The organism is Paenibacillus paludis (assembly GCF_042610515.1).
GTDB lineage: Bacteria > Bacillota > Bacilli > Paenibacillales > Paenibacillaceae > Paenibacillus_AQ.
On sequence record NZ_JBGJZP010000008.1, the window covers coordinates 243,999 to 268,365 of the forward strand.

The window sequence follows — 24,367 nt, forward strand, 5'->3', positions numbered from 1 at the left end:
TGTAGACAACCGGGCGGATTATTTTGTGACAACTATTTCAATATATTTGTTCAAGTTAAGCTGCTGCTCTCTTGTCTCTTCTTGCCGTGATCAGCCGCCAGCCGGTAAGCAGTGCCGAGACCAGGCAAATTGCCGAGGAAGTCATAAATACAACATGCATCCCCGAGAGAAAAATATCCGGACGGCCCGGAACCAGATCGGTTACCCGATGCCCTGCCTTGCTGCTCATCACATTAAACAGGATGGAGGTGGCGATGGTGATGCCGACAACCATGCCCACATTGCGGACCAGCGAATTGACGCTGCCTGCGGAACCGAGCTGTGTCCGCGGCACTTTGGACATGATGAGTGAATTGTTGGGCGATTGGAACAAGCCGCTGCCGACACCGAGCATCGCAATCCATAGTCCGACCAATAGCACAGAGCTTCCGTCATGCAGCCGGGCCAGCCCAAACTGGGCGATAACCATCACGATTAGTCCGGCAAAGGTCAGGAACTCGGAACCGATCTTATCGGACAAGGCTCCGCTGACCGGTGAAACCACCACCATGCAGATCGGAAACAGCATAAGCAGAAATCCGGCATAAAAAGGCGACAGATTCAGCATGTTCTGCGCATAGAACGGGGCAATGATGTTGAAGCAAAAGTTGGCCACGAACACGAGAAATGCGCACAAAATGCTGAGTGAGAATAAGGGGTTCTTGAACAGCGAAAGCTGCAGCAGCGGCTCCGCGCGGCGCAATTCTACGGTAATAAAAGCAATAAATGCAGCAACTGCGATGATCAGCGCCGTGAGGATGCGGGCATCCCCATACCCAAGCTGCTGCCCGAGCAGCAATCCGGCAAACAGCGTTAGGATAAACACCGCGAACAGCATGCTTCCGGGAATGTCGATTTTCGATTTTACCCGTACCAGATCCTTAGGCAGAACCTTCCATCCAAGCACAACGGCAATCAGGCCAATCGGAAGGTTTACCCAGAAAATATATTCCCAGCCCAGTGTTGAAACAATAATCCCGCCCAAACTCGGTCCGGCGATACTCCCCAGCGATACGAAGGTGCCGATAAGTCCCAGCGCTTTGCCCCGCTCTGTAGCCGGGAAAATATCCGTCACAATCCCCTGGCTGTTCGCCATGGTCATGGAGGCCCCGATCGCCTGAATCACACGCGATAATATAAGGAAAGGCAGACTTGTGCTCAGCCCGCAGAGCAGCGAGCCGACGATAAAGACGATCGTGCCGATTTTGAAAATCCGGATCTTGCCGAGCATATCTCCAAGCTTCCCGAAAAGCAGGATGACTGCGCAAATAGCCATCAGATACCCTGTCGTTACCCATTCGACCTGAGCTACCGGCAGGTTCAGCTGCTTCACCAGCACGGGCAAAGCAATATTGACAATACTTCCGTCGAGCGTTGACATAAAGGTAAAAAGATTTAAGACGATCAAGATAATCCAGCGTTTCTTCTGGATGGCGGCATCATCCTGATAGGTTGCGGCAATGGAACTCATAACTAACACCCTCTTGAATCAGTTTTTAGAGATAGTTGCACGCGCAACTATCTGACATTCCCCAGTGTACCGCAAACTAGTTGCGCACGCAACGACTTTGTTGTAATATTTTGAGCAGATAAAGGGTTGCAACAGCATTTAACCTAAAGAGGTGTCATTTTTGAAAAAAGAACCGATTGGCAAGTTGATTTCCAACCTTCAGCGTCAAAACCAGAAATATTTAGCCCGGGAGTTGGCTCCTTATGGGATCGGCGGCGGCGGGCAGCACAACTTTCTTAAGCTGATCCTTGGCCATCCTGGAATTACCCAGGATCAAATGACAAATGAGATGAAGTTCGATAAAGCAACAACCGCCCGGTCCGTCAAACATCTTGAGCATTTGGGTTATATTGAACGGAGAACCGATCCGAAAGACCGGCGCTCTTCGCTCCTGTATCCGACCGCTAAGACACTTGAGTTCGCACCGGTATTTCAAGCTATAATGGATGAACTTAACCGCAAGCTTTCGGCCAATTTAACGGAGGAGGAAGCAGATCTATTGGTTACTCTGCTCCAAAAGATCAGCATAAATTCCGGAGAGTTGTGATTCGGGGAGGGGAGGATTGGATGGTCTTGATCGGATTCATCAGACACGGCATTACCGATTGGAATGTGCAGGGGAAGGCGCTGGGCTTGTCCGATCAACCGCTAAATGAGGAAGGCAGACAGCAGGCTGAAGCTTTGGCAGACCGACTGCGGAAAGAGCCTTGGGATATGATCATCTCCAGCAATTTGTCCCGTGCACAGGAAACTGCAGGAATCATTGCTGCTGCAGCTGGAATCCCGGTATGTCTGACCGATGACAGATTACGCGAGATCGACTGCGGACAGATCGAAGGAATGACGGAAGAAGAACGAATCGACAAATGGGGGCTTCGTTGGCGTGATCTTAACCTGGGAATGGAGAGTGTCCATGACACTGCTGCCAGGGGCGCCTCTTTCCTGGAAGAGATTCATTCCAGTTATATTGCCAAGAACATCCTGGCAGTCAGCCACGGTGCGTTAATCGGGTTAACGTTGCAGCATTTGCTGCCACTTCAATTTACTGCAACTCATATGAGAAATACTTCTCTGACCCTGCTCACCAAAGCAAACGGTCGGTGGCAATGTGACTTATACAATTGCGTGAATCATCTGTCAACGATGCACTAAGGGCAGATCATTTAATTAACGCCAGCTGACTATACCAGGCTAACACCCTCCAGAATATAGTCCCAAGTCTCATTGTCCCCGGTCCGGTTCGGAATGCTCAGTGAACTGATGCCGGGTGGTCCCCATTCGTTATCGATCACTGAATCCAGTCCGTCCACTCCGTTTACGATCAGAATATGGAAGGTTCCCAACGTTAACGAGCCCAGCGCTTTTTGAAGCTGCAGTGCCTGTTCATAAGTACTTCCCCAGCGGATGAATAACGCCTTCCGGCTGACAATCAGCTGATCCAGCAAGCGCTGGCTGCGCATGTCGATTTTATCCTTAAAGCCCGGATACACGGAGCCCCACTCCTGCTCCTCGAGAATAGGAAAATCATGAACGGAAATCACATAATAATAGTAATCTTTTATAAAATACGATCGGACCGGCATTACAACTTCATTCTCCACGAAGACATCGTCCCCTTCGTCCGGCACCTCATTCGGCAGCTCCATGTATTCCGGGAATCGTCGGCTGAGCAGCAGGTTCACATCTGTATGGGATAACGAAACAACCCAGTCCAGAGGCGATGAAAAAGTCCTTAAACCCCTTCTGCGCAAATGCGCCGCCGGTTCGCAAGAACTTCCCAGGCATACAATGCAATCATAAGCCCCCTTGATCTCCTCAAACCTCATCTGTCCTCACCTCTATCCTGTTTTTGTATTATTTAATGCCCTTGAGCCAAAAATGCTTGGATGCTAGATTAGGAATGTTTTGCCCATGCATAAAAAACAAGTTAAAATGTAAACCAAATGAAAAAATAATGAACTTTCAGAAAGGAAGCAAGGCTCATGTCGATTGTAAGTGTAAAAGAACATTTCCGTACCTTTAACAAAGAGCAGGATGTACTGGAGTTTGCCACTTCCAGCGCTACCGTAGAAATGGCGGCGGCGACGATTGGGGTAATTCCTGCCCGTATAGCCAAAACCTTGTCCTTCCGCGGGGTAAATGACGATGCCATTCTGGTCGTTGCTGCAGGAGACGCCAAGGTCGACAACAAGAAATTCAGAGAAGTCTTCGGTTTCAAGGCGAGAATGCTCAGTCCCGATGAAGTTCTGGAGCAGACGGGTCATGAGATCGGAGGGGTTTGTCCATTTGGCCTCACCCGGGAGCTTAAAGTTTATCTGGATATTTCCATGCAGCGCTTCGATACGCTGTTTCCGGCCTGTGGCAGCACCAATTCTGCGATTGAGCTGACCTGTGATGAACTAGCACTGTACTCTAAAAGTACGGATTGGGTGGACGTGTGCAAAGGCTGGGATGAGCCGCCACTGTCCGGGGACGGACAAGCCTTATGAAGATGAATCCGGCCAAGGGCCACACATCGCCATCGCAGCGAAAGGAACGGTTTCCGCTGTCACTTCTCTGTCTTACCCTTGGCGCATTTGCGATTGGCATGACCGAGTTTATCATCATGGGGCTTCTGCCCAATGTTGCGCATGACCTCGGGGTAACCATTCCGCAAGCCGGACAGCTTATTACCAGCTATGCGCTTGGTGTAGCCATCGGCGCACCTATTCTTACTATCTTTACGCACCGGTTGCCGCAGAAGCAGCTGCTCGTCATTCTGATGTGCATTTTTATATTCGGCAATGCTGTGTCGGTGATTGCGCCTACCTACACGCTGCTGATTATCGCCCGTATTCTTACCGCCTTCGCGCACGGAACCTTCCTGGGGGTAGGCACAATTATTGCCGCCAGATTGGTAAGGCCGGAGAAACGGGCCGGGGCCGTATCAGTCGTGCTTGCGGGCTTGACCGTCGCTAATATTATCGGAGTGCCGTTCGGCACCTTTATCGGCCAGCAGCTCGGCTGGCGGGCCTCCTTCGGGGCCATTACCGTGCTGGGCATCGTCTCATTGTTCGGTATTATCCGGTTTATTCCCGTGATTGTCCAGGAGCAGACTGCCAATCTCCGCGAACAGGTGCGCGGTCTGGTGAATCCGAAGGTGCTGCTGATTCTGCTCACCGGAGCGCTGGGCTGCGGCAGCCTGTTCTCGCTCTTCACTTACATCACGCCAATGCTGGAGAACATTACCGGCTTTGCCGAACATCATGTCACCTGGATTCTCGTACTGTTCGGAGTTGGCGTCACCATCGGAAATATTGCCGGCGGCAAGCTGGCTGACTGGAAACTCATGCCGTCACTGATGGTCAACTTCGGCGTGCTCGCACTGATTATCTCTATGTTCACGCTGACGCTGCACAATCCGGTGCTTACAATTATTAATATCTTCCTTTGGGGAATCGCGGCGTTCGGCATTATGCCCGGCATCCAGCTGCGGATCATGAACCTGGCGCATAAAGCGCCGCTGCTGGCCACAACCTCAAGCCATTCCGCACTTAATCTGGGCAATGCGGCAGGTGCTTATCTCGGCGGGGTCGCCATCAATTCATTCGGCCTATCCTCGATTCCCTGGCTTGCCGCTGCCCTTGCAGTGCTGGCCTTGGCCGGTGCTTGGCTCAGCTACCTGTCAACGAGCGGCCGTGCCGGAGCCGTTGTTTCCGGCGATATAACCGCCGCTCCGTAAGGAGCAGCGGGGGGAATATTCTTTTGGGTTAGACGAATGGTTTGGACAACACAGAAGGCCGGATTTCCCTGATGGGAACTCCGGCCTTCTGTCTGTTCGGGTGCTACGGGCAGCGGAAGCATTTTTCACCAGAATACGAGCATTTACAAGCTGATGGGAGTACTCATAGCGGCTGATCAACCTGGAACGTAGCACTGTACTCACAGCTGCTACTCAACCTGGAACGTAGCACTGTACTCACAGCTGCTAATCAACCTGAAACGTAGCACTGTACTCACAGCTGCTAATCAACCTGGAACATAGCTCTGTACTCACAGCTGCTAATCAACCTGTGAAGTAGCACTTACTCATAGTTGCCTACTTTCTACAATGTTTTCTATCCTTACGGACTCAGATGCAGCTATTGTGGAAAAACAAGATGATTAATACCACAAGCGGACTCAGGTGCAGCTATTCCTTCGATCACAGCCATAATCCGCATCAAGATCAGCATATAACGTCACTGAAGTCCGAATGTCCAAATAAACACATGATCTATCTTAAATAAGGACGCTGGGGTCCGAAAGCTTGTTTATACAACACTGGAACTGCTTGAGGTCACTCACTCGAAACCAAATGTCTAATTGCACTCCACCCGTAATCTCCTTACATACGTCATCCTTTACGTTTACGTCACTTTAACTCTCAGTCAACACCAGAACATCGCCTTACTCCATCCTTTACTGCCTATCCAATCCCCCCAACCGTCCTTTCCATGACCGCGACCGCCAAAGCTCGCTATTCCGCCATATCGCCCATTTGCTCCGCCTCTCTGCTTTTCACGATCACGTTGACTTCTTGGGTGATCTGATCCCCGCCCTGCCTTTTCCATTCCGCCACAAAAGTATCAAAGCTGCTCACCGGCGTATCACCGACGATAATGTTCAGGAAGGTCTCGCTCTCCAGCTTCTGTAGCGCCGGCCATACACTCTGCATATGGGTTGTGCTGCCATAAAAGACGCTGCGCACGCCCTCGATCGCCGTCGCGGACAATACAGCTGCCCCGTATTTGTATGAATTGGCTGCTTTCCAGCCCTCCAGATTCTTCTTCGGCTGCTCCTCCTCGGCGAGCCACCGCTCATAGATGACCCTGGTATCCGGGTCTAGCAGATCCGGGTCGATCTTGCCATGCAGCGCCTGCTGAATGTCCGCATAATGTTTCTCAATAGCGCCGGAATAATCAATCAGCAGATCAAACGGGTAATACGCACGCGGCTGAATGCCGGTCTGCGCCGAGAAGTCATCCAGTTTCTTGACTTCCTCCGTGTTGGGGTCCCGTCTTCTCTCCAGCCGGGTGAAGACGTTGAGCAGCTTCATTACGGCTTCGGGATGCTCATACCCTTTGCGGACGACCAGATAGCGGTCAGTTACCGGCGCCATATGCGCGACGAATTTTCCTGCGCTGTCCAGCGGTGCGGCATAGGCTCGCCATTCCGCCTTTGTATCAAGCGCCACTGCTTCTGACAGCGGATAGTAGGGCATCCACCACGGGCCGAAGAACATCCCCGCATTGCCGGAGATAATCGGCTCCTGCGTTTCTTTATAAAGCGCAAATTCAGGGTCAATTAGGCCGCGTTTGTACCAGTCGGCCAGCTTGGCTAACGCTTCTTTGGTTTCCGGTGCAACTGACCCGTAAACAATCTCGCCGCTGCCCGTTCTGATCCAGTTGGTAGGAAAAGCGTGAAAGGCGCTGAACACGGAGTCTAAGCCATTCACATGCGGCTTGGTTCCGTACACGATATTTTTGTAAGCGCTAAGCCCCAGCGTATCCCGTTTACCATTGCCGTCAGGGTCCCGTTCAACAAACGCCTTCGCGATGGCTTCAATATCCTCAAAGGTCCGTGGAGCCGGAAGCTCCAGCTTGTCGAGCCAATCCTGGCGGATCCAGAGCAGCGACAGGGAATCCGCATTGATCGCCACATTCGGTAGCCCGTACAGCTTACCGTTGCGGGAGGCATCGCCAAGCGCCTCGCCTTTGGTCGAATCATACATATCCTTAATCAGCTCTGAGCCGTATTGCTCGTATGTTGCGGTCAGATCCGCAATCATATCGCTGTCGATCAATTTTTTTAATTGATCTCTGTCCACAACCACGGCATCGGGCAAATCATTGCTGTCGATAGCCAGCTGCACTTTTTGATTAAACGGCTCCTCGCCTTTTGCCTCCCAGGAGTGGATAACCCTGATGTTCGTGAGGCTCTCCAGATACCGGGAAATCGGGTTATTATCATTGCTGTCGCCGGTGTTCAGCCGGGAATCAGGCACTTTGAACCCTACGCGCATTACGACCGGGTCTTCATATCTGCCATAAGCAGCAGTTTCGGCGGCACCGCCGCCCGGTTCGCTCCCTGCGGAATCCGACGGCACCCTGCTGCCTTGGCATGCCGGCAGACAAAGCAGCAGCAAGGCGGAGATGTAAACAGTAAGCCTCTTCGTCAAGTCCTCATCCCCTCCGCACGGTATTCACTCGGCAGCTTGCCGACCCGATCCCGAAAGAGCCTGCTGAAATAACGGTCATCCTCAAAGCCTGATTTGCAGGCAATCTCGCAAATGGGTTCATTACTTTCAAGCAGCAGCGATTTGGCCAGATTCAGACGCATCTCCCGCAGACTCTCCCCAAAGCTCTCCCCGGCAAAGCGGGCGAAGCATTGGCTGAAATAGCCGCGGCTCATATTGACAGCGGCTGCAACATCGCTTTGATTGATTTTGTCCCCGGCATGGCTTCGCATATAACGGACAGCACGGATGAGGCAGAGCATCACCTCTTTGCTCAGGCCCAGCTCAATCATCCGCCGCTGCGCATGATCGGAGAACTGCCGCAGCCAGTGTTTCCATTGGCACCAGTTCAGGTTATTCCCTGCCGCCGCTTGCAGCTGCGCCGTCTCCTCGGGCTTCAGCAGCAGAGCCCCCCAATTCCCGAGCAGTGCATACCCAAAGTCGGAAACCCGCTGCGGTGAAGGCTGCTGTGTCACTACTCCGGCCATAAAAGTCTCCCATCCGCCCCGGTCTATCGTCCATCTGAGATTCAGTGCTCCTTGTAGTACATCTTTCTCATCACTGAAGATCGTTGCTTCTGATGCCATTACTTTAAGCTCGGCATAGTTCAGTCTGGCCGGTTCCTCGGCTCCGCCGGAATAGAACAGCGCATGTTGCGCTGACAGCCCTAGGATCTTCTCCACTTCCTGCAGGCTTTGATCCCGCAGTCCGCTCACCAGCGCCGTCTGCCAGCGGCTCCCAAGCACTTGCTTGAGCTCACGGCTGCCATCTTCCTCTGCAAACCGCTGGTGCAGCGGCGTGATCCACATGTCCTGAAAAGTGATCAGCGGATGGTTCTTCACCACCGAGAGCTGAAACAGCTCTTCCTCGCTGGCCCGGGGGTCCAGCGGCAGATAGAGCAGCGCCTTGTCCGCAGCGATAATCCTGCCCTCTCCACGGTTAAGCGACTCCCGGTTGCTGTCCTCCCATTTGATCCGTTCAACCAAACGGCGGATCGTCTCATCCGCATTTTCCACCTCCAGCAGTGTCTTCACGATGTAATCAACCGCACCCAGGCGCAGCGCCTCCTGCACATAATCAAATTCATGATGGCAGGTCAGCACTACACAGCGGATAGCTGGGAACCGCTGCCGCACCTGCCGGATGAGATCAAACCCGGACATCCCCGGCATCGTGAGATCGACAAACAGCAAATCGGTCTCCTGCTCGCGGAGCAGGGCCAGCGCGGCGTTGCCGTCCCCGGCCTCGCCGACAATGACAACTCCAAAGGACGACCAGTCAATCAGCGAGATGAAGCCTTTGCGCACAAGCCGCTCGTCATCGACCACAACAGCCTTAATCATCGAAGTCCTCCTTGCTTTTCTTAGGTATGATAATGGATACACATGTGCCTTCCCCCGGGTTGCTGGCAATTTGCAGCGTCATCTGCTCTCCGTAATACATCCTCAGCATCCGCATGACGTAGGAGAAGCCGATGCCGAGTCCCCGCTTTCTGGCACCGTCATCCGAGAGCAGCTCTTCAATCTTGTCAGGGGCCATTCCCGTTCCGTTATCCTTCACACACAGCAGAATTTCATCTACATCATGCGCAGTAATTATAACCTCGACCTTCCCGTTATCGCTGAGCCCGTGATAAATCGAATTTTCGACCAGCGGCTGAAGCAGAAAACGTGGGACCGCAGCGGACAGCACATCTTCCTCCGCTTGCACGTTGAACTCAAATTCATAATCGTAACGGATGCGCTGAAGCTCCATATAATTGCGGATGGCTTCGATTTCTTCACCGATCGTAACAATAATGCTCTGTTTGCCGAGATTGTAATGCAGCACCTTCACCAGCAGCGTGACCAGCTTGTCAATTTCCTTCTGCCCGTTCAGCCGGGCGAGCCACTGCACCGTGTTCAGGGTATTGTGCAGGAAATGCGGGTTGATCTGGCTGAGCAGCTTCTCAATCTCAAACTGGCTTTTCTGCTTCTCATTGCGGGCTACGGCCAGCAGCAGATCGTTGACCTGATCCTTCATCTGCTGAAAGTTGCTCAGTACAAAGTCGAACTCCTCCACATTCGTGAAGGCAACAGGCGCGGTAACATTTTCAGCCATGCGGATAATTTCCACGTTGACTTTGCGCAGAGGGCCATAAATCCGCTTCCAGATCAGCCAGGCCAGAAATCCGGCAAAGAGCAGTGTGGAGAGGGCGAGCAGAATCATTTTGTAGAACCAGGAGTAAATTTCGCTGTTAAATACCGACTTCTTCACGACAGCCACCAGCTTCCAGCCCTGCGGACTCTCGTATCGGAACAGATGGTAGCCGTCCAGCTCCTCATGCGGTAGCCCCGAAGATTTCCCGGCCGCTTTGACGATCTTTCCGGGCAGCTTGCCGTCGATGACATGGGTAAGTGTGCCGCTCTGGTTGACCAGCAGATGGTTTACCTTCATTCCATAGGCTTCCTGCTTGAAAATTTTGCGCAGCAGACTGTAGTTCGTCTCCAGATAGATATACAGCTGATGCTGGCCGCTCACCCTGACAATCCGCTGTTCGGAGAAAACCACGTTATCGCCTACAGCATACATCGTGCCATGCGGCCCGTAATAATCAGCTCCGTTATAGCGCATAAAAGAAGGCAGCGTGCTGATATCAAAGTTCCTCCGCGCGCTCATGTTGGTAAACAACACCGGGTCATCGCTGCCCGGCATGATATAGGCAGTTAACCCTATGTAAGGATTGGTGAAGTTGACCAGATTAATCTTCTGGTTGATCGAACTCATAATCTGCGATTTGCGGTAAATCTGCTTCTCCAGCAGAAAAGAAGACATTTCCTCCACAATCTGGCCGTCAAGCGCAAACTGCTTGGAGGCAAAATCAAGATTGTCGATGGCATTCTCCAGGCTGAGCGCCTCCTGGCGCAGGCTTGCGCTGATCCCGCTGCCGATTTTCCCCGAAAGAATCGAAAAAATGGAAGTGTAGGATACAATTCCGACGATCAGGAGCGGCAGCAGCGTACCGATCAGCAAATAAATCACCAAGGTAGTCCGCAAAGATTTGACTGCCGGCGTATGGCTCCCTGGCTTCGTTCTGCTCATTTTCCGTATCCTCTCTTCTATTTGTAAGCGTTTTATATAATAGAATTAGAATACCAGATTTAACCTGAACTGAAAATAATAAGGCAGAACAGCTTAACGCGCCGCCCTGCCTTATCTTTATGCTTTGCCCCTGCTTACTTTACACTTTTGCGGGCCTCGAACAGCTCCTCCGCTTTTTTGACCGAAAATTCAATAACGTCGGCATAGCCGAGACCGTTGACCTTGTCATGCATTTCCTTGTTCAGCTTGTCAAATTCAGCCTGATTTTTGGCAAAAACCATTTTCCAGGAAATCTGCTGAATGACTGTACCGATCTGTTTATTTTTCTGCTCCAGCGTTTTATCCATAATCAGCGGCTCTTTGCCGGTGAAGCCCTGCGGCGCAACGGCGAGCAGATTGTTTTTCTCAAAGTATTCCTTAGCCGTCAGCACGCCCATCTTTGCTCTCCAGTCACTGTCAAGCTTCGATGGATTACGTTCCAGTGTTGTCTTCCACAGATTGTGGTCATACGGCTCGCTTGTCTCGGGATTCTCCATCGCCGGAACAACAAACGAGAAGTTCATCTGATTCGACCCGTAATAATAGTCACCGCCGCCGAATTCTTCAGGTACTTGGGTGTTCTGCTGGTCAGTGTAAGCCTTCCAACCGAAATCGGTGACTACTGGCTGGCCATTGCTGTTAATATCCCAGGTCAAGCCCTTCGGCCCGTTAGGTACAGCTGTTCCGCTGCCTGCCGAGAGCATCGCGCCTTCCGGTGTATACATCCAATTGAGGAACTCCATAATCCGCGCAGGCTCCTTGGCTTTTGCTCCGATGGAGATAATACCGTTGCCGCCGTACACATTGAAGCCTGTTGAATACATCAGCTCATCCTTGAACGGTACCAGTGCAAAACCTTTGCCTTCTGCCGTTCTTTCCGCAGTATTGTAGTTGGCGGCACCCAGCCACGGGAACCAGGAGAACAGCATACGGCCATCCTTGTATTTCGCCACCACATCATCAAATTTCTGGGTCAGGGAGTCAGGATCGAGCAGCCCCATTTGATTGGCCTCGTAATACAGCTTGAGCGACTTCATGTACCAGCTGTCCTCGGAGAGGAAATCATAATATTTCTCTTCATCGGCTTTAACGTAGACTGCAGTATCGGGGATTTCATCATAGCCCAGCATGTTGGCGAATTGCTTTGCCAGCGTCATTTTGTAGTTGCCGTCCCAGTCGGACCAGAGCGAGAAGGCATAGGTTTTTTTGCCTTGCTCATTCTTCGGCTCAAGCTCCTGCATCTTTTTCAGTACCGGCAGGTAATCCTCAATGGTTTTAATCTCCGGTGCCCCGATTTGCTGGTACAGATCCCAGCGTAAATCCGGTCCCCAAGTCATATCCTTGCCTTCGGAAGGGCCGGAAGGATTGGTAGCAACACTGTTTCCGATGCCATAGACTGTGCTGCCCCCGCCAAAGGCAACTTTAGCCTTCTCCACAGCTTTCGGGAATTGCTTCATGATATCGGTGCCGTATTTGTCAAGCAGCCCATCCTGCGTCCAGTCCAACAGCAGCTTTCCTTTGATCGCATTGGGATAGTGGTTTTTATCATCCCCGAAGACGATGATATCTCCAAGATCGCCGGAAGCCATCATCGCCGAGATTTTGGTGTCCCCGCCGGTCAGGTTGGAGGCAACGATATCCAGCTCGATGTTGAATTTATCCTTGATGACCTTAGCGAACCAGCCGGTCTGCGGACCCGCATAGTTGGCGGTTGTTGAGAATACTGTCAGCTTCAGCGGTTTGGAATGATCAAGTGCGCCGTCATCCGGTGCTGCGGTTTCTTTTGCCGCGTTCGTAGCCTCGGTGACCGGTTTATCTGTACTCTCCGCTTTGCCCCCATTGCCTGAGTTCCCGTTTCCGCCGCCGCAGGCTGCCAGAACGAACACCATGATGGCGCTCAGCAGAAGCAGCGATAACCTTCTGAACTTCATAGCTTGTTACCCCCTAAAAGTTTTGTGAGAATCTGCTCCTCTTGAATCTGCATCGAACAAAACTCGTTTCGTAAGCATACGCTATAAGTTTTGTGTACATTTGCATAAGTGCAAGCTCCGCCACAGGCAGAGCCGGACTCCTTTCCTGTTCCTTGCAGCTGCTTCCTTGTGTCAGCCCTTGACTGCGCCGATCATAATGCCTTTGACAAAAAAACGCTGGAAAAACGGATACACAATCAGAATCGGCAGTACCACAATCATCGTTACTGTCATCCGGACCGAGGTCGGGGTCTGCATGTTCTGGACGCTGGCCGCCATATCTGGTGAATTGCGGATCAGCGCTGCCAGCGAACTGGACTCATTTAAGTAACGCCAGAGCAGAAACTGCAAAGTGTAATATTTCGTATCCGTCATCAGAAATGCGGTATCAATGAAGGAATTCCACTGGCTTACCGCCGAAAAAATCGTAATCGTAGCCAGTATCGGCGTCGTCAGCGGGACAATAATACTCCAGAACACCCTCAGATAACCTGCTCCATCCATGCTCGCGGATTCCTCCAGTGAAGGCGGGATCGCCTCCACAAAGGTTTTGACCAGAATAATATTGAATGGCGTAATGATCGTCGGCAGAATATAAGCCAGATAATTGTTGGTCAGATGCAGGTTGTGCATCGTAATGTACCAGGGAATCAGCCCGGCGCTGAAATACATCGTAACCACGACGCTGCGGTACCAGATTTGCCGGCCCCACATCTCCTTTTTGGTGAACAGAAACCCAAGGAAAGCCGAAGCACCCACAGTCAGCATTGTGCCGACTACTGTACGGTAGACCGACACCAGCGCCGCATGGCTGAGCCCGCTGATCCGCAGCACCTTGAAGTAGTTGTCGAAATGGATCTCACGCGGATAATATTTGATATAGCCTGCCGCACTGAGATCATTGGAGCTGATCGTGTTGATGAACAGATAATAGAACGGATAAATGCAGCTCAGGGTGAACAATCCAAAGAGCAGATAGTTAATTCCTTGGAACAGGGCATCGCCGGGCTTTAGCTTTTTTCGCAAGTGGAGTCACCCCCTTAAATGATAGATTCGTCGCGCACCACTCTCGACAGCGTATTGGCCGCGAACAGCAGAATGACGCTGACGACCGATTTCAGCATGCTGACCGCCGTGGCGAACGGGAAGTTGTTGGCAAAAGCGATATTGTACACATACAGGTCCAGCACTTCGATGGCATCCTTGTTCATTGCGTTCTGGAAGGCAAAATACTGTTCCATCCCGTTATTCACAAAGTTCCCGATCGAGAGCAGCAGCAGTACAAAGAAGGTAGGGATAAGACCGGGCACGGTTATATGCCAGATTTTGCGGAACCGGCTGGCTCCGTCCACCTCTGCCGCTTCATATAGCTCCTGGTCAATGCCGGCAATCGCCGCCAGATACAGGATTGCCCCCCACCCGAGCGATTTCCACCAGTACCAGGCAATCATGGTGACCCAGATATTCGAGCTGGAAGCAAGGAAATTGTATCCCTCATCGACTATGCCCAACTGCACGAGTATGCCGCTCACCACCCCGCTATCCACGGAAAACAGCGAGAACGCCAGTGCATAGACGAGAATCCAGCTGATGAAATTCGGAATCGTGGTCAGTGTCTGTACGAACTTGCGGTACCAGCCCGACTTAATCTCGGTGAGAAGTATCGCAAAAATGACCGGAAAAACAGAGGTAATCAGCCCCAGGGAGCTCATCGCCACCGTGTTCTTCAGCACGCGCAGCACTTCGGCGGTCTGCGTCGGATTCGAAACCATGGTCCGGAACCATTTCAGCCCGACATACGGTGTGTCCGACAGCGGAATGCCGGGGATGAAATCATAGAACGCGTAGATCCATCCGCTGATCGGCAAATAGTAGAAAATAAAGGTCACAACAAGAAACGGAAGCGCCATGAGAAACAGCTTGTGTTTGTTCTGCAGCTTCCTGCGGGATGGACGGACCGGCTCCACTCCGCGAAGCAGCTCTTCGGAAGGTACCCCCATATCGGAATCTCCTATATCCAGATTTTTGTTTACGCTTTCATCCTAGCAGACCTAAGCGCACCGCCGGGAGAGAGGACAGATCGCCTTTCCGTGAGAGCTGTAGCACAGTTTCGGACCATTTTCGCAGGGGATTGGACCATTTTCACAGGGTGATGCCAAAAGAAACAGACCGCCGGGAACCGGTGGCCTGTTTACAGTTCTATTGTGAAATTATGAATTGCACATGAAGACGGTAACTGGGATGATTATCGCATCAATCAAATGAAGGGGACACATCCTTCATATACAGTTTGAACTTAAGATCTTTCGATTTTGGGTTATTGTCGTAACTGCGGAGAATGTTTGGACTTCCGGCCGCTGTTGTCTGCAGATTTCTTGATTTTATTCCGCTGTTCGCGGTTGAAATCCACAGACAAAGGCGGACGCTAACGCTCCTCCAGTTCCAAACTTCCCCTCCGTCACTTCCACCCTTTTTAAATTTCCAAGTTCAATCTTCATAGGAGGTTATGCCGTTGTTAAAAAATACCGCAAATATCCTCTCAATCAGCCGGATCGTGCTCTTGCCTGCCTTGTTTTTCACTTACGGCAATGCCCTGCTCTTTACGGTAGTCTATCTGGCTTGCGGGCTTAGCGATGTGTTGGACGGGTATATAGCCCGTAAGACCAAAAGTGAAAGTACCTTGGGCGCGAAGCTGGACTCCATTGCAGACCTCGGCTTTTTTGCTGTAGTTATGGTGTCGATCATTTTCAAAAATGGGGATGAAATATTAGAATATCTGCCATGGATCGCTGCCACCGTGCTCATTCGCATGGCCAACCTGGCCATTGCGGCGTATAAATATCATTCATTTGCCATCCTGCATACCTGGGGAAACAAACTCGCCGGTTTTTTGCTGTTTGCAACTCCGCTCATCCTTCACCTGGATCAGGCAGCATGGCTTTTGCCGGTATGTTTCACCGCCTTTCTGTCGGCAGTGGAAGAGAGCATTATTCACCTTACCTCCACCGAACTTGATTTGAACAGAGCCAGCCTCTTTTACAAAAAATAAATGAATTAATAGTTACGGATCAAATGTTGCCCTTGATACTATTAATTAGGAATTTTCGTCGGATCAAACCCTGGCGGGAATATTTCTTCAAAGCGGTCCTTTTTCTCGTATAGGTCATACCAAGTATCTGCAATGACATCCGGATCGCCTGCTGTACCGGCTTGTATTAAGGTTCCGATGGAAAGATGTCCGACAAATATACCTTTTTCTTTCAACTCATTGTGCAAGTTTGTAGCGTAATTACGAATACCCGACATAACGATTCCACCATTCCCGACAAAAGGCAACGGGAACATAGCAGATAAGCCTGTTGTAAATAGAATGGCACCCGAACGGTTATTTATCATATCCGGTAATACTTCATTGACCAAAAGAACGGCAGGCAACACATAGCTGTTTACTTGTTCTAATACACTCTCTGGCGTTGTTTCCAGCACATTTGTGAATTTATCCCACCCTGCATAAGGGCTAAACTCCAGCACATCGATAGAACCAAAATCCTTTTTAACCGCTTGAATGGTTAGTTTTAAAGCAGCCAAGTTCGTAACATCCGCTACATAAGACTGTGCTTCGATATTTAATGCTTTAAGTTCGCTCATGATCATTGATAATTTCTCTGGATTACGCGAAATGGCAGCCACCCTAAATCCGTTCTCTCCGAATTTTTTGGCTAGCGACAAACCTAATCCAGGACCTGCACCCACTATTGCAATAGTTTTCATTTTTCGTAAGCTCCTTTTCTGTGCTATATTAAAGTAACAGGTGTTGCTTTAATGGATAATATACAACCTACGATTTAATGCAGCAACCAACAATCGATACACAAATGTTGCTATAGCGACAAGCTTGTTAATATGTCGGGTTAGGGGTGAAGCAAATGGCGACAAAAGTAATGAATGTGCGAATGACACAAACGAAGCAGTCTTTGATTAACGCATTTTTTCATTTAGTTTCCAAAAAGGATTTCGAAAAAATAACAATAGCGGATATAACAAAAGGAGCACAAGTCAACCGGGCTACATTCTATGCGCACTTTACTGACAAATACGAATTATTGGACTACGTTATGGGAGATTCTGCATCAGCTTCCATTGTAAAACACACTGCAGGCGTAGTGAAATTCGATCAAGACAGCATCCTTCAGCTCGTTTTAGCGGTATGCGATTTTTATCAACCACCTAACATCCAATGCCGTAGCAGCTATGTAGGTTTAGTCATACCGCAATTGAAAGAAAAAATAGTAAATGAGTTGAAGGAATATTTGTCGAAAAGTCTGGAAGACATCTATACAGATGACGAGAAAAATATTTATGTGCCTATTTTTGCACAAGTCATCCATGAAGGTGCCTTTCAATGGGCTACTGGGAACGTAGCTACTCATAAAGAGGAAGTCGCCATGAGAGTTTCATTATTAGTAATAGGTGGATTTCATTCTTCCGAGCTGACGTTACGCTAACGGGGCACTATTGGAGGTCGTTTCTTGTAACTACATTACTAGATGGCGCATAAGAGCCGCTTCCGGATGGCTGTAGTATAATTACAAGAAAACATTCAGGGAGGGCAGATCCAGCTCAATGCAAACAAAGCGTAAATTTTTCATACTGAGTTTGGTAGTTGCAACCGTAATGATTATGCTGTTGCAATTGCGTGCCACTTCTACTTCCGCAGCTGCTCCTACTTATTTTGTTGACTCCAAAGGCAACGATGACAACGCGGGCACCAAAAAATCTCCCTGGAGAACGCTCCAGCATGCAGCAGACTCCGCAAAACCGGGCAGCACGGTGTATGTTAGAGGGGGCGTCTATAAGCAAAAGCTTAAAATAAGCCGTTCAGGCTCAGCCCGGGAGGGTTCGATCACGTTCGCTAATTTCCCGCAGGAAAAAGCAATCCTTGATGGCAGCGGACTTTCTGTCACAGGACAACAAGGCCTGATTGAGATTGAAAATGCCAGCTATATTACGATTAAGGGGTTTGAAATCCGTAATTTCAGCACAGCAAAAACAGAGCAATTGCCAATAGGTATATTTGTCCACGGTTCTGGCAGCTATATTAAGATACTGAATAACAAAGTACATGATATCAAAAATACCGCAACACCAGCCGGCAGTGACCTGCTTGGCCGGGATGCTCACGGTATCGCTGTGTATGGCACTGATGCTCCCGCCTCCATTCATGATGTAACGATAGAAGGTAATGAGCTTTATAAGCTGGTACTGGGTTCAAGCGAGTCCCTTGTTATCAACGGAAATGTCGATACTTTTGCCGTGACGAACAATCTCATTCATGATAATGACAATATCGGTATCGATCTCATCGGCTTCGAAGGAACGGCGCCGCATCCGTCCTACGATCAAGTGAGAAACGGATTAGTCAGTGGCAATAGAGTTTATAACATCACATCGAACTTTAACCCTTCTTACGGTACATCACTTCCTAACCATAGCAACGCGGCTGGCGGTATTTACATCGATGGGGGAAAAGACAGCGTTATTGAACGAAATTACAGTTACAACAACGATATTGGCATTGAAATTGCCAGTGAACATGCAGGGAAATCCACTAGCGAGGTTACCGTGCGGAGCAATATAGTCTACAGTAACCGGTATACGGGAATAGCACTGGGCGGATACGATACGGAACGAGGTTCAACAGTAAATAGCAAGATCATCAATAATACCCTATATCACAATAATTCGCTAAATGATGGCAGTGGTGAAATTTTGCTACAGTACGATACCAAAAATAATATGATCACCAATAATATCATCTTTGCGAATTCATCGAATGTCTTCATCTATAACGAACAGAAGAAAAACTCGGGAAATGTAGTGGACTACAATCTTTATTACGCTCCCGGAGACGTATCGAAAGCAAGTTGGATTTGGAAAAACCAGGAGTATATCGGTTTCTCCACCTATAAGGCCCGCACCGGAAATGATAGCCACTCTGTATTTGCCGATCCTAGATTTGTGGATCAAGACTCACATGATTTTCACCTTAGAGCTGCTTCCGCCGCAATCGATGCAGGTAAATCTTACAGTTTCATCATCAAAACCTTGGACATCGACGGTCAAGCAAGACAACGGGGAGCATCAGTTAACATAGGGGCCGATGAGTAACGGCTCATGAACGTCCTGATCGTTACGCTAACGGGACATGATAGTTTAATGACATAAGGAAAAGTTGATGAACAGGAGCTCCTTTTTCATTTAGTTAAAGGTCAGCATAGTTTTCTGCGGGAGAGACGTTAGAGCTTACTTGACTTTAATTGAATGATCATTCACCATATGCCTATGAGACATAAAGATGAAAATAAAAGTGAGAGTATTTTTAATGCAGCGATCAAATTGATAAATGAAGAAGGGTTAGCGGAAATTTCGATGTCCAAGATCGCTAAGAAAGCCGGCGTATCTGCTTCAACAATTTACGTCTATTTTGAGAATAAGGAGGATATGCTGAACAAGTTGTACTTGAATGTAAAAAAGAAAATGAGTCAAGAAGTGCTTTTTAAATACGATGACTCGATTTCGATTCAAGCCGCTTTCGAAAATACGTTGAGAAAATTCGCGAATTTTATTCTGAACAATCAGGATGAATTCTTATGTATTGAGCAATTTTCGAACTCCCCTCTCCTTCTTAACTTATCTCGAAAAGAAGGATCAGAGTTGTTTGAGCCGCTCTTTAGCTTGTTTGAAAAAGGCAAAAGACAAAATATTTTTAAACAAGTGGATACAAGCCTACTCCATATCTTCATGTTTTACCCGGTTATGCAATATGTTAAGGAATATTTTAGCGGTCAAGTCGAATTGAAGCAGGATAACTTGAACGAAATAATCCAAATGAGCTGGGAGGCTTTAAAAGCTTAATTTGTAATTTTCAGAGGGAAACCTATTTCAGAATGCTAGAAAATAAAGCCCTCTGAATAATTACAGCTTGTTTTTAATCGAATGATCGTTTATTATTAGCAGTGTTAGCAATAAGCTAGTGAAGAATGGCGCTATTAAATAAACGAACATTCGTTTATTAATCACAATACAGAAAGAGGTATTAAAAGTATGAACGCAAAATACAACAACATGATGGAATCCTTTACCCTCAAGAATGGAATTACCCTTAAGAATCGGATTGTTATGTCTCCAATGACCACTTGGGCCAGCAATGATGATTACTCAGTTTCAGACGATGAAATAAAATATTACAGAAAAAGAGTAAGAGGCGTAGGTCTAGTAATAACTGGATGTACACATGTTCAACCAAACGGTATCGGTTTTACGAATGAATTCGCCGCTTATGACGATAAATTTATTCCAAGTTTACGCAAATTAGCAGATACGGTGAAAAGCGGAGGAGCTACTGCGTTACTTCAAATTTTCCATGCAGGTAACAAAGCGCTACCGAACCTTACACCAAATGGAGAAGTGGTTAGTTCCAGCGCTGTAGAGACGGAAGCCACTGCATTTGCTCCTTCAATTATACCAAGAGAACTTTCGCACAATGAAATATTGGAAGTAATCCATGCGTTTGGAGAAACAACAAGACGGGCAATTGAAGCAGGGTTTGATGGCGTTGAAATTCATGGAGCACATGGATTTTTACTTCAAAACTTCTATTCTCCGTTCTTCAACAGACGTGAGGATCAATGGGGAGGATCAATGGAAAACCGCTTGCGCTTCCCATTAGCCGTTATTCAGAAAATGAAGAATGTCATTAAAAAACATGCTACTAAACCGTTTATTATCGGCTACCGGATTTCTCCTGATGAACATCAAAAAGGCGGTCTATGCATGAAGGATACCTATGCATTAGTTGAAAGCCTGATTGAAGAGGAAATTGATTATGTACATGCTTCATTGGCCGATGCTCTTTCATCGAAGCCAGCCGACAGCCAAGATGAAAAAACGTATCTAGAACTTATTATTGAACATGTGAATGGTCGAGTACCTGTACTGGCCGCTGGTACTATTGTTACTCCGGATGATGTTGCTAGAGGAATTGATAAGGGGCTATCCCTAGCTGCTATTGGCCACGCATTAATCATGAATCCTGACTGGGTTGAAAAGGTTCAAAATGGACAAGAGTCAGAAATCCAAACAGCTATAAAAGCTTCGCTGGTTGGTGAGCTTGAACTTCCAGAAAAACTTTGGGGCGTCATCCAGGCTTCTGGTCCATGGTTCAATATTGAAGAATAACATTATTATCAAGATATCACTATGAGAGACGCCAATTTAATGTCTAATATTCTACACTTTTAATCTTTACACACATTTTTTGTAAGACTTCACCTTTCCCGATATAAACTCATCTCTAGTTAAACCAACGGAACACCTTAGTTCAATAGAGCAACGGCAGTCTAGAACGCTATGTCGTTCATGGCTGCCGTTGTTTCTTTTATTTGGGTTACTACCGAACCCCGCCTGCAAAAACATTGGCCGGCACTCCCTGCACCCCGGCTTTGAACTTAAACAGTCCTCCAGCCAGCGGCCAGTGCTGCAATTCTTCTTCGCTCATTCCGCTTCTCGCTGTAGTGATGTACAGCTCGTCCAGCGCCTCGCCGCCGAAAGTGCAGGAGGTTACATTCTTGGCCGGCACCTCAACCTTGCCGATCTGCTTCCCGGTGTGCGGATTCCAGCGCGAGACACAGCTCCCGCCCCACTGGGCCACCCAGAGCATGCCCTCACGGTCAATCGTCATCCCATCAGGACCGCCTGCACCTTCCGGTAAAGTAAAAACTGTCCTACGTCCGCTGACTGTCCCGTTCTGCAGATCATAATCCATAACATCGACGCCCCGGGTCGGCGTATCAATGTAATACATCAAGCTGCGGCTGTCATCCCAGGCCAGTCCATTTGAGATGCCGATGTCCGGCAAGACATGGCGCACCTCTCCATGAGGCTCCATGACATACAGATTGCCCGCCCCCGGTGTTGAATCCATACTCATGCTGCCGAACCATAGCCGGCCTGCACTGTCGCATTTGGCATCGTTCAGCCGGTTGCGGGGCAGCTCAGGCTCCACTGCAGCGATAAGCTGCGGCTGCCCGTTCTGCTTGAAGCTGTAGATTCCGTCCTGCAACGCAAGTATCCAGCCGCCGCCTGCGGCCGGCACTGCCGCACTGACCATGCTATCGAAGGAATAGATCTCCTCGCCTTGTCCCATTGGTTCATAAATTCTCAGCTGTCTGCCCTCGATATCAACCCAATGAAGCTTACTTTCCTGTCCGTCCCAGTGGGCGCCTTCCCCAAGCAGTGCTTTCGCGTCAATTACCAATTCAGCTTGTCCAATCATTGAAGCTCCTCCTAATTCATGCCAGTATATTACACTTCTCTTTATTCTACATGCTTCCACTTTCCTAATCTACTCCGGTCGAAGATGACACTCTTATGTCAAGTTACACATGATATTCTTAGATTAACACAATCTATTGATGAGGTGATTTCTATGAAATACGAATGGAAAAAGCAGGACAAGGCCCTGTATCTGCCCGCCGTCGAACCGGCAATTCTTACAGTGCCTGCATTTCCTTACTTTATGCTGCAGGGAGAGGGCAATCCGAACAGCGAGACCTTTGCTGATGCTGTAGGTGTGCTGTACTCTCTGGCTTACGCGGTAAAGATGCTGCCCAAAAAAGGAGCAGCACCTGAGAGCTACTACGATTATACCGTTTTCCCGCTGGAAGGTATTTGGGATCTGAACCCTGAGGGCCGCAAGAAAGCTGTCCTAGACAAAGACGACCTGCTCTATACCTTGATGATCCGGCAGCCTGATTTTGTGACAACCGATCTTGCGGGTGACATCCTGGAGAAGCTAAAGACAACCAAACCGCATCCACTGCTGCATAAAGCCGCCTTCGGAAGCTCCGAAGACGGCCTAAGTGTGCAAATGCTTCATCTGGGCTCTTACGATGAGGAGCCGCAGAGCTTCGCGCGGATGGAACAATATTGTTCCGAACATAACTTGCAGCGGGTTACCCACACCCACAGGGAAATCTATATTTCAGATGCCCGCAGAACAGCGCCGGAGAAGCTGAAGACCGTCCTTCGCTTTCAGGTATCCCGGCAAGTTACTTCGTAACCTTCACCTGCTGCTTCACGGTGGCACTCTTGTGAATTTCCAGCTTGCCGCGGTATTCCACGATCCCGATTTCGCAGTCTGCACCAATGATGACGTTTTCCCCCCGCACCACTTCTGCACGGGTATTTTGAATGTCCACCTGGTCTCCTTCAATCACCCGTGCAGTAAACAGAATCCCCTTCGACTGAACCTGTTTCAGCAGAACCCCAGCCTTGCTGCGCTTGATGGTAATGCTGCCTCCCCCGACTTCTGACGATCGGCTGGGTCCAAACAGCACAAGCTCCAGAATGTCTGCATTCAGTAGCCTGCCTACCCTAAGCGCACCGGTCATTTGCAGCTTCTCCGCTTCGCAATCTCCGGACACCTCCAGATCGCCGCTCAACTTGACACGTTCAGCGCTTAAGCTGCCACACTTTATCTCCCCCTGTCCGTGCAGGGCTCCTGCCGTAAGCCGCTCTTTGACTTCAATTTCACCGGTGAGCTTCAATTTCTCCGTCCGCAGACTGCCAGAAATCCCGCTGTTCCCGGTCAAAGAAAAGCTCAGGCAATCCACATCTCCGGAAAATTTGCCTTCACCGGTCACCTTCACATCGAGAAAGCATCCACCCATAGACGATGAAGTTCCAAGAATTTTCAGATTATTGCGCTCAGCAGCATTACTCACCATACTTCTCCACCTTTCCCACACTTGAACCAGGATGCACTTTCAGTTCCGAGCGGTATTCCAGCCGCCCGATCCTGCAGCCTATTCCGATTATGACCTTGTCGCCCCGCACAATATCTGCTGTCGTATTTTCCAGTTCAAGATAGTCGCCTTCAATGACCTTGGCAAGCAGCTCTGTTCTAAACCGGGGAATCAACCCGCCCAGCAGTTTGCTCACAAGATGTGAATCCCTCTGCCGGACAATCAGGCTCTCTACACCGATCTCATCCGCCTTGCTTTGCCCCTCAAGAGTGAAATCCATATATCCCGCACTAAGTAAGCCGATTACTGTAAAACTCCCCTCACCCTCAAAACGCTCCAGCTCGCAGCTTCCTGTTACACGGATCATCCCGTTCAGGATACAGTTCTCGCCGCGTAGGGGACCGTCTATCGTGACCATTCCGTCTAGCTGCATTCTCGCGGACTCCAGGCTGCCGTTGATTTTGAGCTTTCCATTCACGTCCATTTCTTCTGCTGAAAGATCCCCGTTCATCTGTATAACCCCGTTGCCCTTGAAATTCTGCGCCAGAACCGGCCCGTTCACCCGGCTTACTCCGTCCAAATTAACGTTGTTATAGGTCCCGCCTGCGGCGCCGCTCACTCCGGCCATCTGCAAATCCGGCAGTTGTTTATCAGTAAGCATTAACAA

Annotated in this window: 22 protein-coding genes; 10 read left to right on the plus strand and 12 right to left on the minus strand. The window is 49.3% G+C overall.

What is annotated here, in order from left to right:
* Nucleotides 1-55: 55 nt before the first annotated feature.
* Nucleotides 56-1,510, minus strand: a complete 1,455-nt coding sequence (locus tag ACAN56_RS18095) for an MFS transporter (RefSeq protein ID WP_379144670.1) — start codon at nt 1,508-1,510, stop codon at nt 56-58.
* Between the two features lie 160 nt (nt 1,511-1,670).
* Between ACAN56_RS18095 and ACAN56_RS18100 the strand changes: the two genes are divergently transcribed.
* A complete protein-coding gene (locus tag ACAN56_RS18100) occupies nt 1,671-2,096 on the plus strand; it encodes a MarR family winged helix-turn-helix transcriptional regulator (protein ID WP_379144672.1) in 426 nt (141 codons plus the stop codon).
* 20 nt (nt 2,097-2,116) lie between these two features.
* Nucleotides 2,117-2,701 carry a histidine phosphatase family protein gene (locus tag ACAN56_RS18105; protein ID WP_379144674.1) on the plus strand — a complete coding sequence of 195 codons (585 nt, stop codon included), beginning with the start codon at nt 2,117-2,119 and terminating at the stop codon, nt 2,699-2,701.
* A 29-nt stretch (nt 2,702-2,730) separates the two neighbouring features.
* Here the strand turns inward: ACAN56_RS18105 and ACAN56_RS18110 are convergent, their stop codons facing one another.
* Entirely contained in the window at nt 2,731-3,375 is a 645-nt protein-coding gene (locus ACAN56_RS18110; RefSeq protein ID WP_379144676.1) for a DUF1796 family putative cysteine peptidase, read from the minus strand.
* A 156-nt stretch (nt 3,376-3,531) separates the two neighbouring features.
* On the opposite strand from ACAN56_RS18110, the gene ACAN56_RS18115 reads away from it, so the two are divergent.
* Nucleotides 3,532-4,038: a YbaK/EbsC family protein gene (locus ACAN56_RS18115; RefSeq protein WP_038594226.1), complete on the plus strand. Its 507-nt coding sequence runs from the start codon at nt 3,532-3,534 to the stop codon at nt 4,036-4,038.
* A gap of 2 nt (nt 4,039-4,040) precedes the next feature.
* A complete protein-coding gene (locus tag ACAN56_RS18120; protein WP_038600203.1) occupies nt 4,041-5,270 on the plus strand; it encodes an MFS transporter in 1,230 nt (409 codons plus the stop codon).
* A gap of 777 nt (nt 5,271-6,047) precedes the next feature.
* Here the strand turns inward: ACAN56_RS18120 and ACAN56_RS18125 are convergent.
* The 6 genes from ACAN56_RS18125 to ACAN56_RS18150 all read right to left on the minus strand — a co-directional run bounded on the left by ACAN56_RS18125 (nt 6,048) and on the right by ACAN56_RS18150 (nt 14,895).
* Nucleotides 6,048-7,748 (minus strand): extracellular solute-binding protein, encoded by a 1,701-nt coding sequence (locus ACAN56_RS18125; protein ID WP_379144679.1) that lies wholly within the window; start codon nt 7,746-7,748, stop codon nt 6,048-6,050.
* Complete coding sequence (locus ACAN56_RS18130; RefSeq protein ID WP_379144682.1) at nt 7,745-9,148, minus strand: response regulator transcription factor; 1,404 nt, start codon at nt 9,146-9,148, stop codon at nt 7,745-7,747. The genes ACAN56_RS18125 and ACAN56_RS18130 overlap by 4 nt, the downstream gene beginning before the upstream one ends.
* A complete protein-coding gene (locus ACAN56_RS18135; RefSeq protein WP_379144686.1) occupies nt 9,141-10,886 on the minus strand; it encodes a sensor histidine kinase in 1,746 nt (581 codons plus the stop codon). Before ACAN56_RS18135 ends, ACAN56_RS18130 begins: the two co-directional genes overlap by 8 nt.
* A 134-nt stretch (nt 10,887-11,020) precedes the next feature.
* Complete coding sequence (locus tag ACAN56_RS18140; RefSeq protein ID WP_379144689.1) at nt 11,021-12,856, minus strand: type 2 periplasmic-binding domain-containing protein; 1,836 nt, start codon at nt 12,854-12,856, stop codon at nt 11,021-11,023.
* Between the two features lie 171 nt (nt 12,857-13,027).
* Nucleotides 13,028-13,921, minus strand: a complete 894-nt coding sequence (locus ACAN56_RS18145) for a carbohydrate ABC transporter permease (protein ID WP_379144692.1) — start codon at nt 13,919-13,921, stop codon at nt 13,028-13,030.
* Nucleotides 13,922-13,935: 14 nt separating this feature from the next.
* Entirely contained in the window at nt 13,936-14,895 is a 960-nt protein-coding gene (locus tag ACAN56_RS18150) for an ABC transporter permease (protein ID WP_038594237.1), read from the minus strand.
* Between the two features lie 512 nt (nt 14,896-15,407).
* Here ACAN56_RS18150 and ACAN56_RS18155 point away from each other — a divergent pair.
* On the plus strand, nt 15,408-15,944 hold the full coding sequence (locus tag ACAN56_RS18155) for a CDP-alcohol phosphatidyltransferase family protein (RefSeq protein ID WP_379144694.1): 537 nt from the start codon (nt 15,408-15,410) through the stop codon (nt 15,942-15,944).
* Nucleotides 15,945-15,985: 41 nt separating this feature from the next.
* Here the strand turns inward: ACAN56_RS18155 and ACAN56_RS18160 are convergent, their stop codons facing one another.
* Nucleotides 15,986-16,666 (minus strand): SDR family NAD(P)-dependent oxidoreductase, encoded by a 681-nt coding sequence (locus tag ACAN56_RS18160; RefSeq protein WP_379144696.1) that lies wholly within the window; start codon nt 16,664-16,666, stop codon nt 15,986-15,988.
* Between the two features lie 155 nt (nt 16,667-16,821).
* On the opposite strand from ACAN56_RS18160, the gene ACAN56_RS18165 reads away from it, so the two are divergent.
* From ACAN56_RS18165 to ACAN56_RS18180, 4 genes are all read left to right on the plus strand, one after another.
* The gene (locus ACAN56_RS18165) at nt 16,822-17,400 is read left to right on the plus strand and encodes a TetR/AcrR family transcriptional regulator (RefSeq protein ID WP_379144698.1); all 579 of its coding nucleotides are present in this window, start codon (nt 16,822-16,824) and stop codon (nt 17,398-17,400) included.
* A gap of 118 nt (nt 17,401-17,518) precedes the next feature.
* Complete coding sequence (locus ACAN56_RS18170) at nt 17,519-19,063, plus strand: right-handed parallel beta-helix repeat-containing protein (protein WP_379144700.1); 1,545 nt, start codon at nt 17,519-17,521, stop codon at nt 19,061-19,063.
* A 168-nt stretch (nt 19,064-19,231) separates the two neighbouring features.
* Nucleotides 19,232-19,810, plus strand: coding sequence for a TetR/AcrR family transcriptional regulator (locus ACAN56_RS18175; protein ID WP_379144703.1), 579 nt, complete (start codon nt 19,232-19,234; stop codon nt 19,808-19,810).
* A 189-nt stretch (nt 19,811-19,999) separates the two neighbouring features.
* Nucleotides 20,000-21,133, plus strand: coding sequence for an NADH-dependent flavin oxidoreductase (locus ACAN56_RS18180; RefSeq protein ID WP_379144706.1), 1,134 nt, complete (start codon nt 20,000-20,002; stop codon nt 21,131-21,133).
* Nucleotides 21,134-21,344: 211 nt separating this feature from the next.
* On the opposite strand, the gene ACAN56_RS18185 is transcribed toward ACAN56_RS18180, so the two are convergent.
* Nucleotides 21,345-22,229: an SMP-30/gluconolactonase/LRE family protein gene (locus tag ACAN56_RS18185; protein ID WP_379144709.1), complete on the minus strand. Its 885-nt coding sequence runs from the start codon at nt 22,227-22,229 to the stop codon at nt 21,345-21,347.
* Nucleotides 22,230-22,382: 153 nt separating this feature from the next.
* Between ACAN56_RS18185 and ACAN56_RS18190 the strand changes: the two genes are divergently transcribed.
* The gene (locus ACAN56_RS18190; protein ID WP_379144711.1) at nt 22,383-23,015 is read left to right on the plus strand and encodes a GyrI-like domain-containing protein; all 633 of its coding nucleotides are present in this window, start codon (nt 22,383-22,385) and stop codon (nt 23,013-23,015) included.
* Here ACAN56_RS18190 and ACAN56_RS18195 read toward each other — a convergent pair.
* The gene (locus ACAN56_RS18195) at nt 23,005-23,682 is read right to left on the minus strand and encodes a bactofilin (RefSeq protein ID WP_379144713.1); all 678 of its coding nucleotides are present in this window, start codon (nt 23,680-23,682) and stop codon (nt 23,005-23,007) included. The genes ACAN56_RS18190 and ACAN56_RS18195 overlap by 11 nt on opposite strands.
* A complete protein-coding gene (locus tag ACAN56_RS18200) occupies nt 23,672-24,361 on the minus strand; it encodes a hypothetical protein (protein WP_379144715.1) in 690 nt (229 codons plus the stop codon). Before ACAN56_RS18200 ends, ACAN56_RS18195 begins: the two co-directional genes overlap by 11 nt.
* Nucleotides 24,362-24,367: the final 6 nt, after the last annotated feature.

Bases quoted from the DNA above. Each gene is read 5' to 3' on its own strand.
- ACAN56_RS18095 (WP_379144670.1), bottom strand. From the start codon at position 1,510: ATGAGTTCCATTGCCGCAACCTATCAGGATGATGCCGCCATCCAGAAG.
- ACAN56_RS18105 (WP_379144674.1), top strand. From the start codon at position 2,117: ATGGTCTTGATCGGATTCATCAGACACGGCATTACCGATTGGAATGTG.
- ACAN56_RS18110 (WP_379144676.1), bottom strand. From the start codon at position 3,375: ATGAGGTTTGAGGAGATCAAGGGGGCTTATGATTGCATTGTATGCCTG.
- ACAN56_RS18115 (WP_038594226.1), top strand. From the start codon at position 3,532: ATGTCGATTGTAAGTGTAAAAGAACATTTCCGTACCTTTAACAAAGAG.
- ACAN56_RS18120 (WP_038600203.1), top strand. From the start codon at position 4,041: ATGAATCCGGCCAAGGGCCACACATCGCCATCGCAGCGAAAGGAACGG.
- ACAN56_RS18130 (WP_379144682.1), bottom strand. From the start codon at position 9,148: ATGATTAAGGCTGTTGTGGTCGATGACGAGCGGCTTGTGCGCAAAGGC.
- ACAN56_RS18135 (WP_379144686.1), bottom strand. From the start codon at position 10,886: ATGAGCAGAACGAAGCCAGGGAGCCATACGCCGGCAGTCAAATCTTTG.
- ACAN56_RS18140 (WP_379144689.1), bottom strand. From the start codon at position 12,856: ATGAAGTTCAGAAGGTTATCGCTGCTTCTGCTGAGCGCCATCATGGTG.
- ACAN56_RS18150 (WP_038594237.1), bottom strand. From the start codon at position 14,895: ATGGGGGTACCTTCCGAAGAGCTGCTTCGCGGAGTGGAGCCGGTCCGT.
- ACAN56_RS18160 (WP_379144696.1), bottom strand. From the start codon at position 16,666: ATGAAAACTATTGCAATAGTGGGTGCAGGTCCTGGATTAGGTTTGTCG.
- ACAN56_RS18165 (WP_379144698.1), top strand. From the start codon at position 16,822: ATGGCGACAAAAGTAATGAATGTGCGAATGACACAAACGAAGCAGTCT.
- ACAN56_RS18170 (WP_379144700.1), top strand. From the start codon at position 17,519: ATGCAAACAAAGCGTAAATTTTTCATACTGAGTTTGGTAGTTGCAACC.
- ACAN56_RS18175 (WP_379144703.1), top strand. From the start codon at position 19,232: ATGCCTATGAGACATAAAGATGAAAATAAAAGTGAGAGTATTTTTAAT.
- ACAN56_RS18180 (WP_379144706.1), top strand. From the start codon at position 20,000: ATGAACGCAAAATACAACAACATGATGGAATCCTTTACCCTCAAGAAT.
- ACAN56_RS18185 (WP_379144709.1), bottom strand. From the start codon at position 22,229: ATGATTGGACAAGCTGAATTGGTAATTGACGCGAAAGCACTGCTTGGG.
- ACAN56_RS18190 (WP_379144711.1), top strand. From the start codon at position 22,383: ATGAAATACGAATGGAAAAAGCAGGACAAGGCCCTGTATCTGCCCGCC.
- ACAN56_RS18195 (WP_379144713.1), bottom strand. From the start codon at position 23,682: ATGGTGAGTAATGCTGCTGAGCGCAATAATCTGAAAATTCTTGGAACT.
- ACAN56_RS18200 (WP_379144715.1), bottom strand. From the start codon at position 24,361: ATGCTTACTGATAAACAACTGCCGGATTTGCAGATGGCCGGAGTGAGC.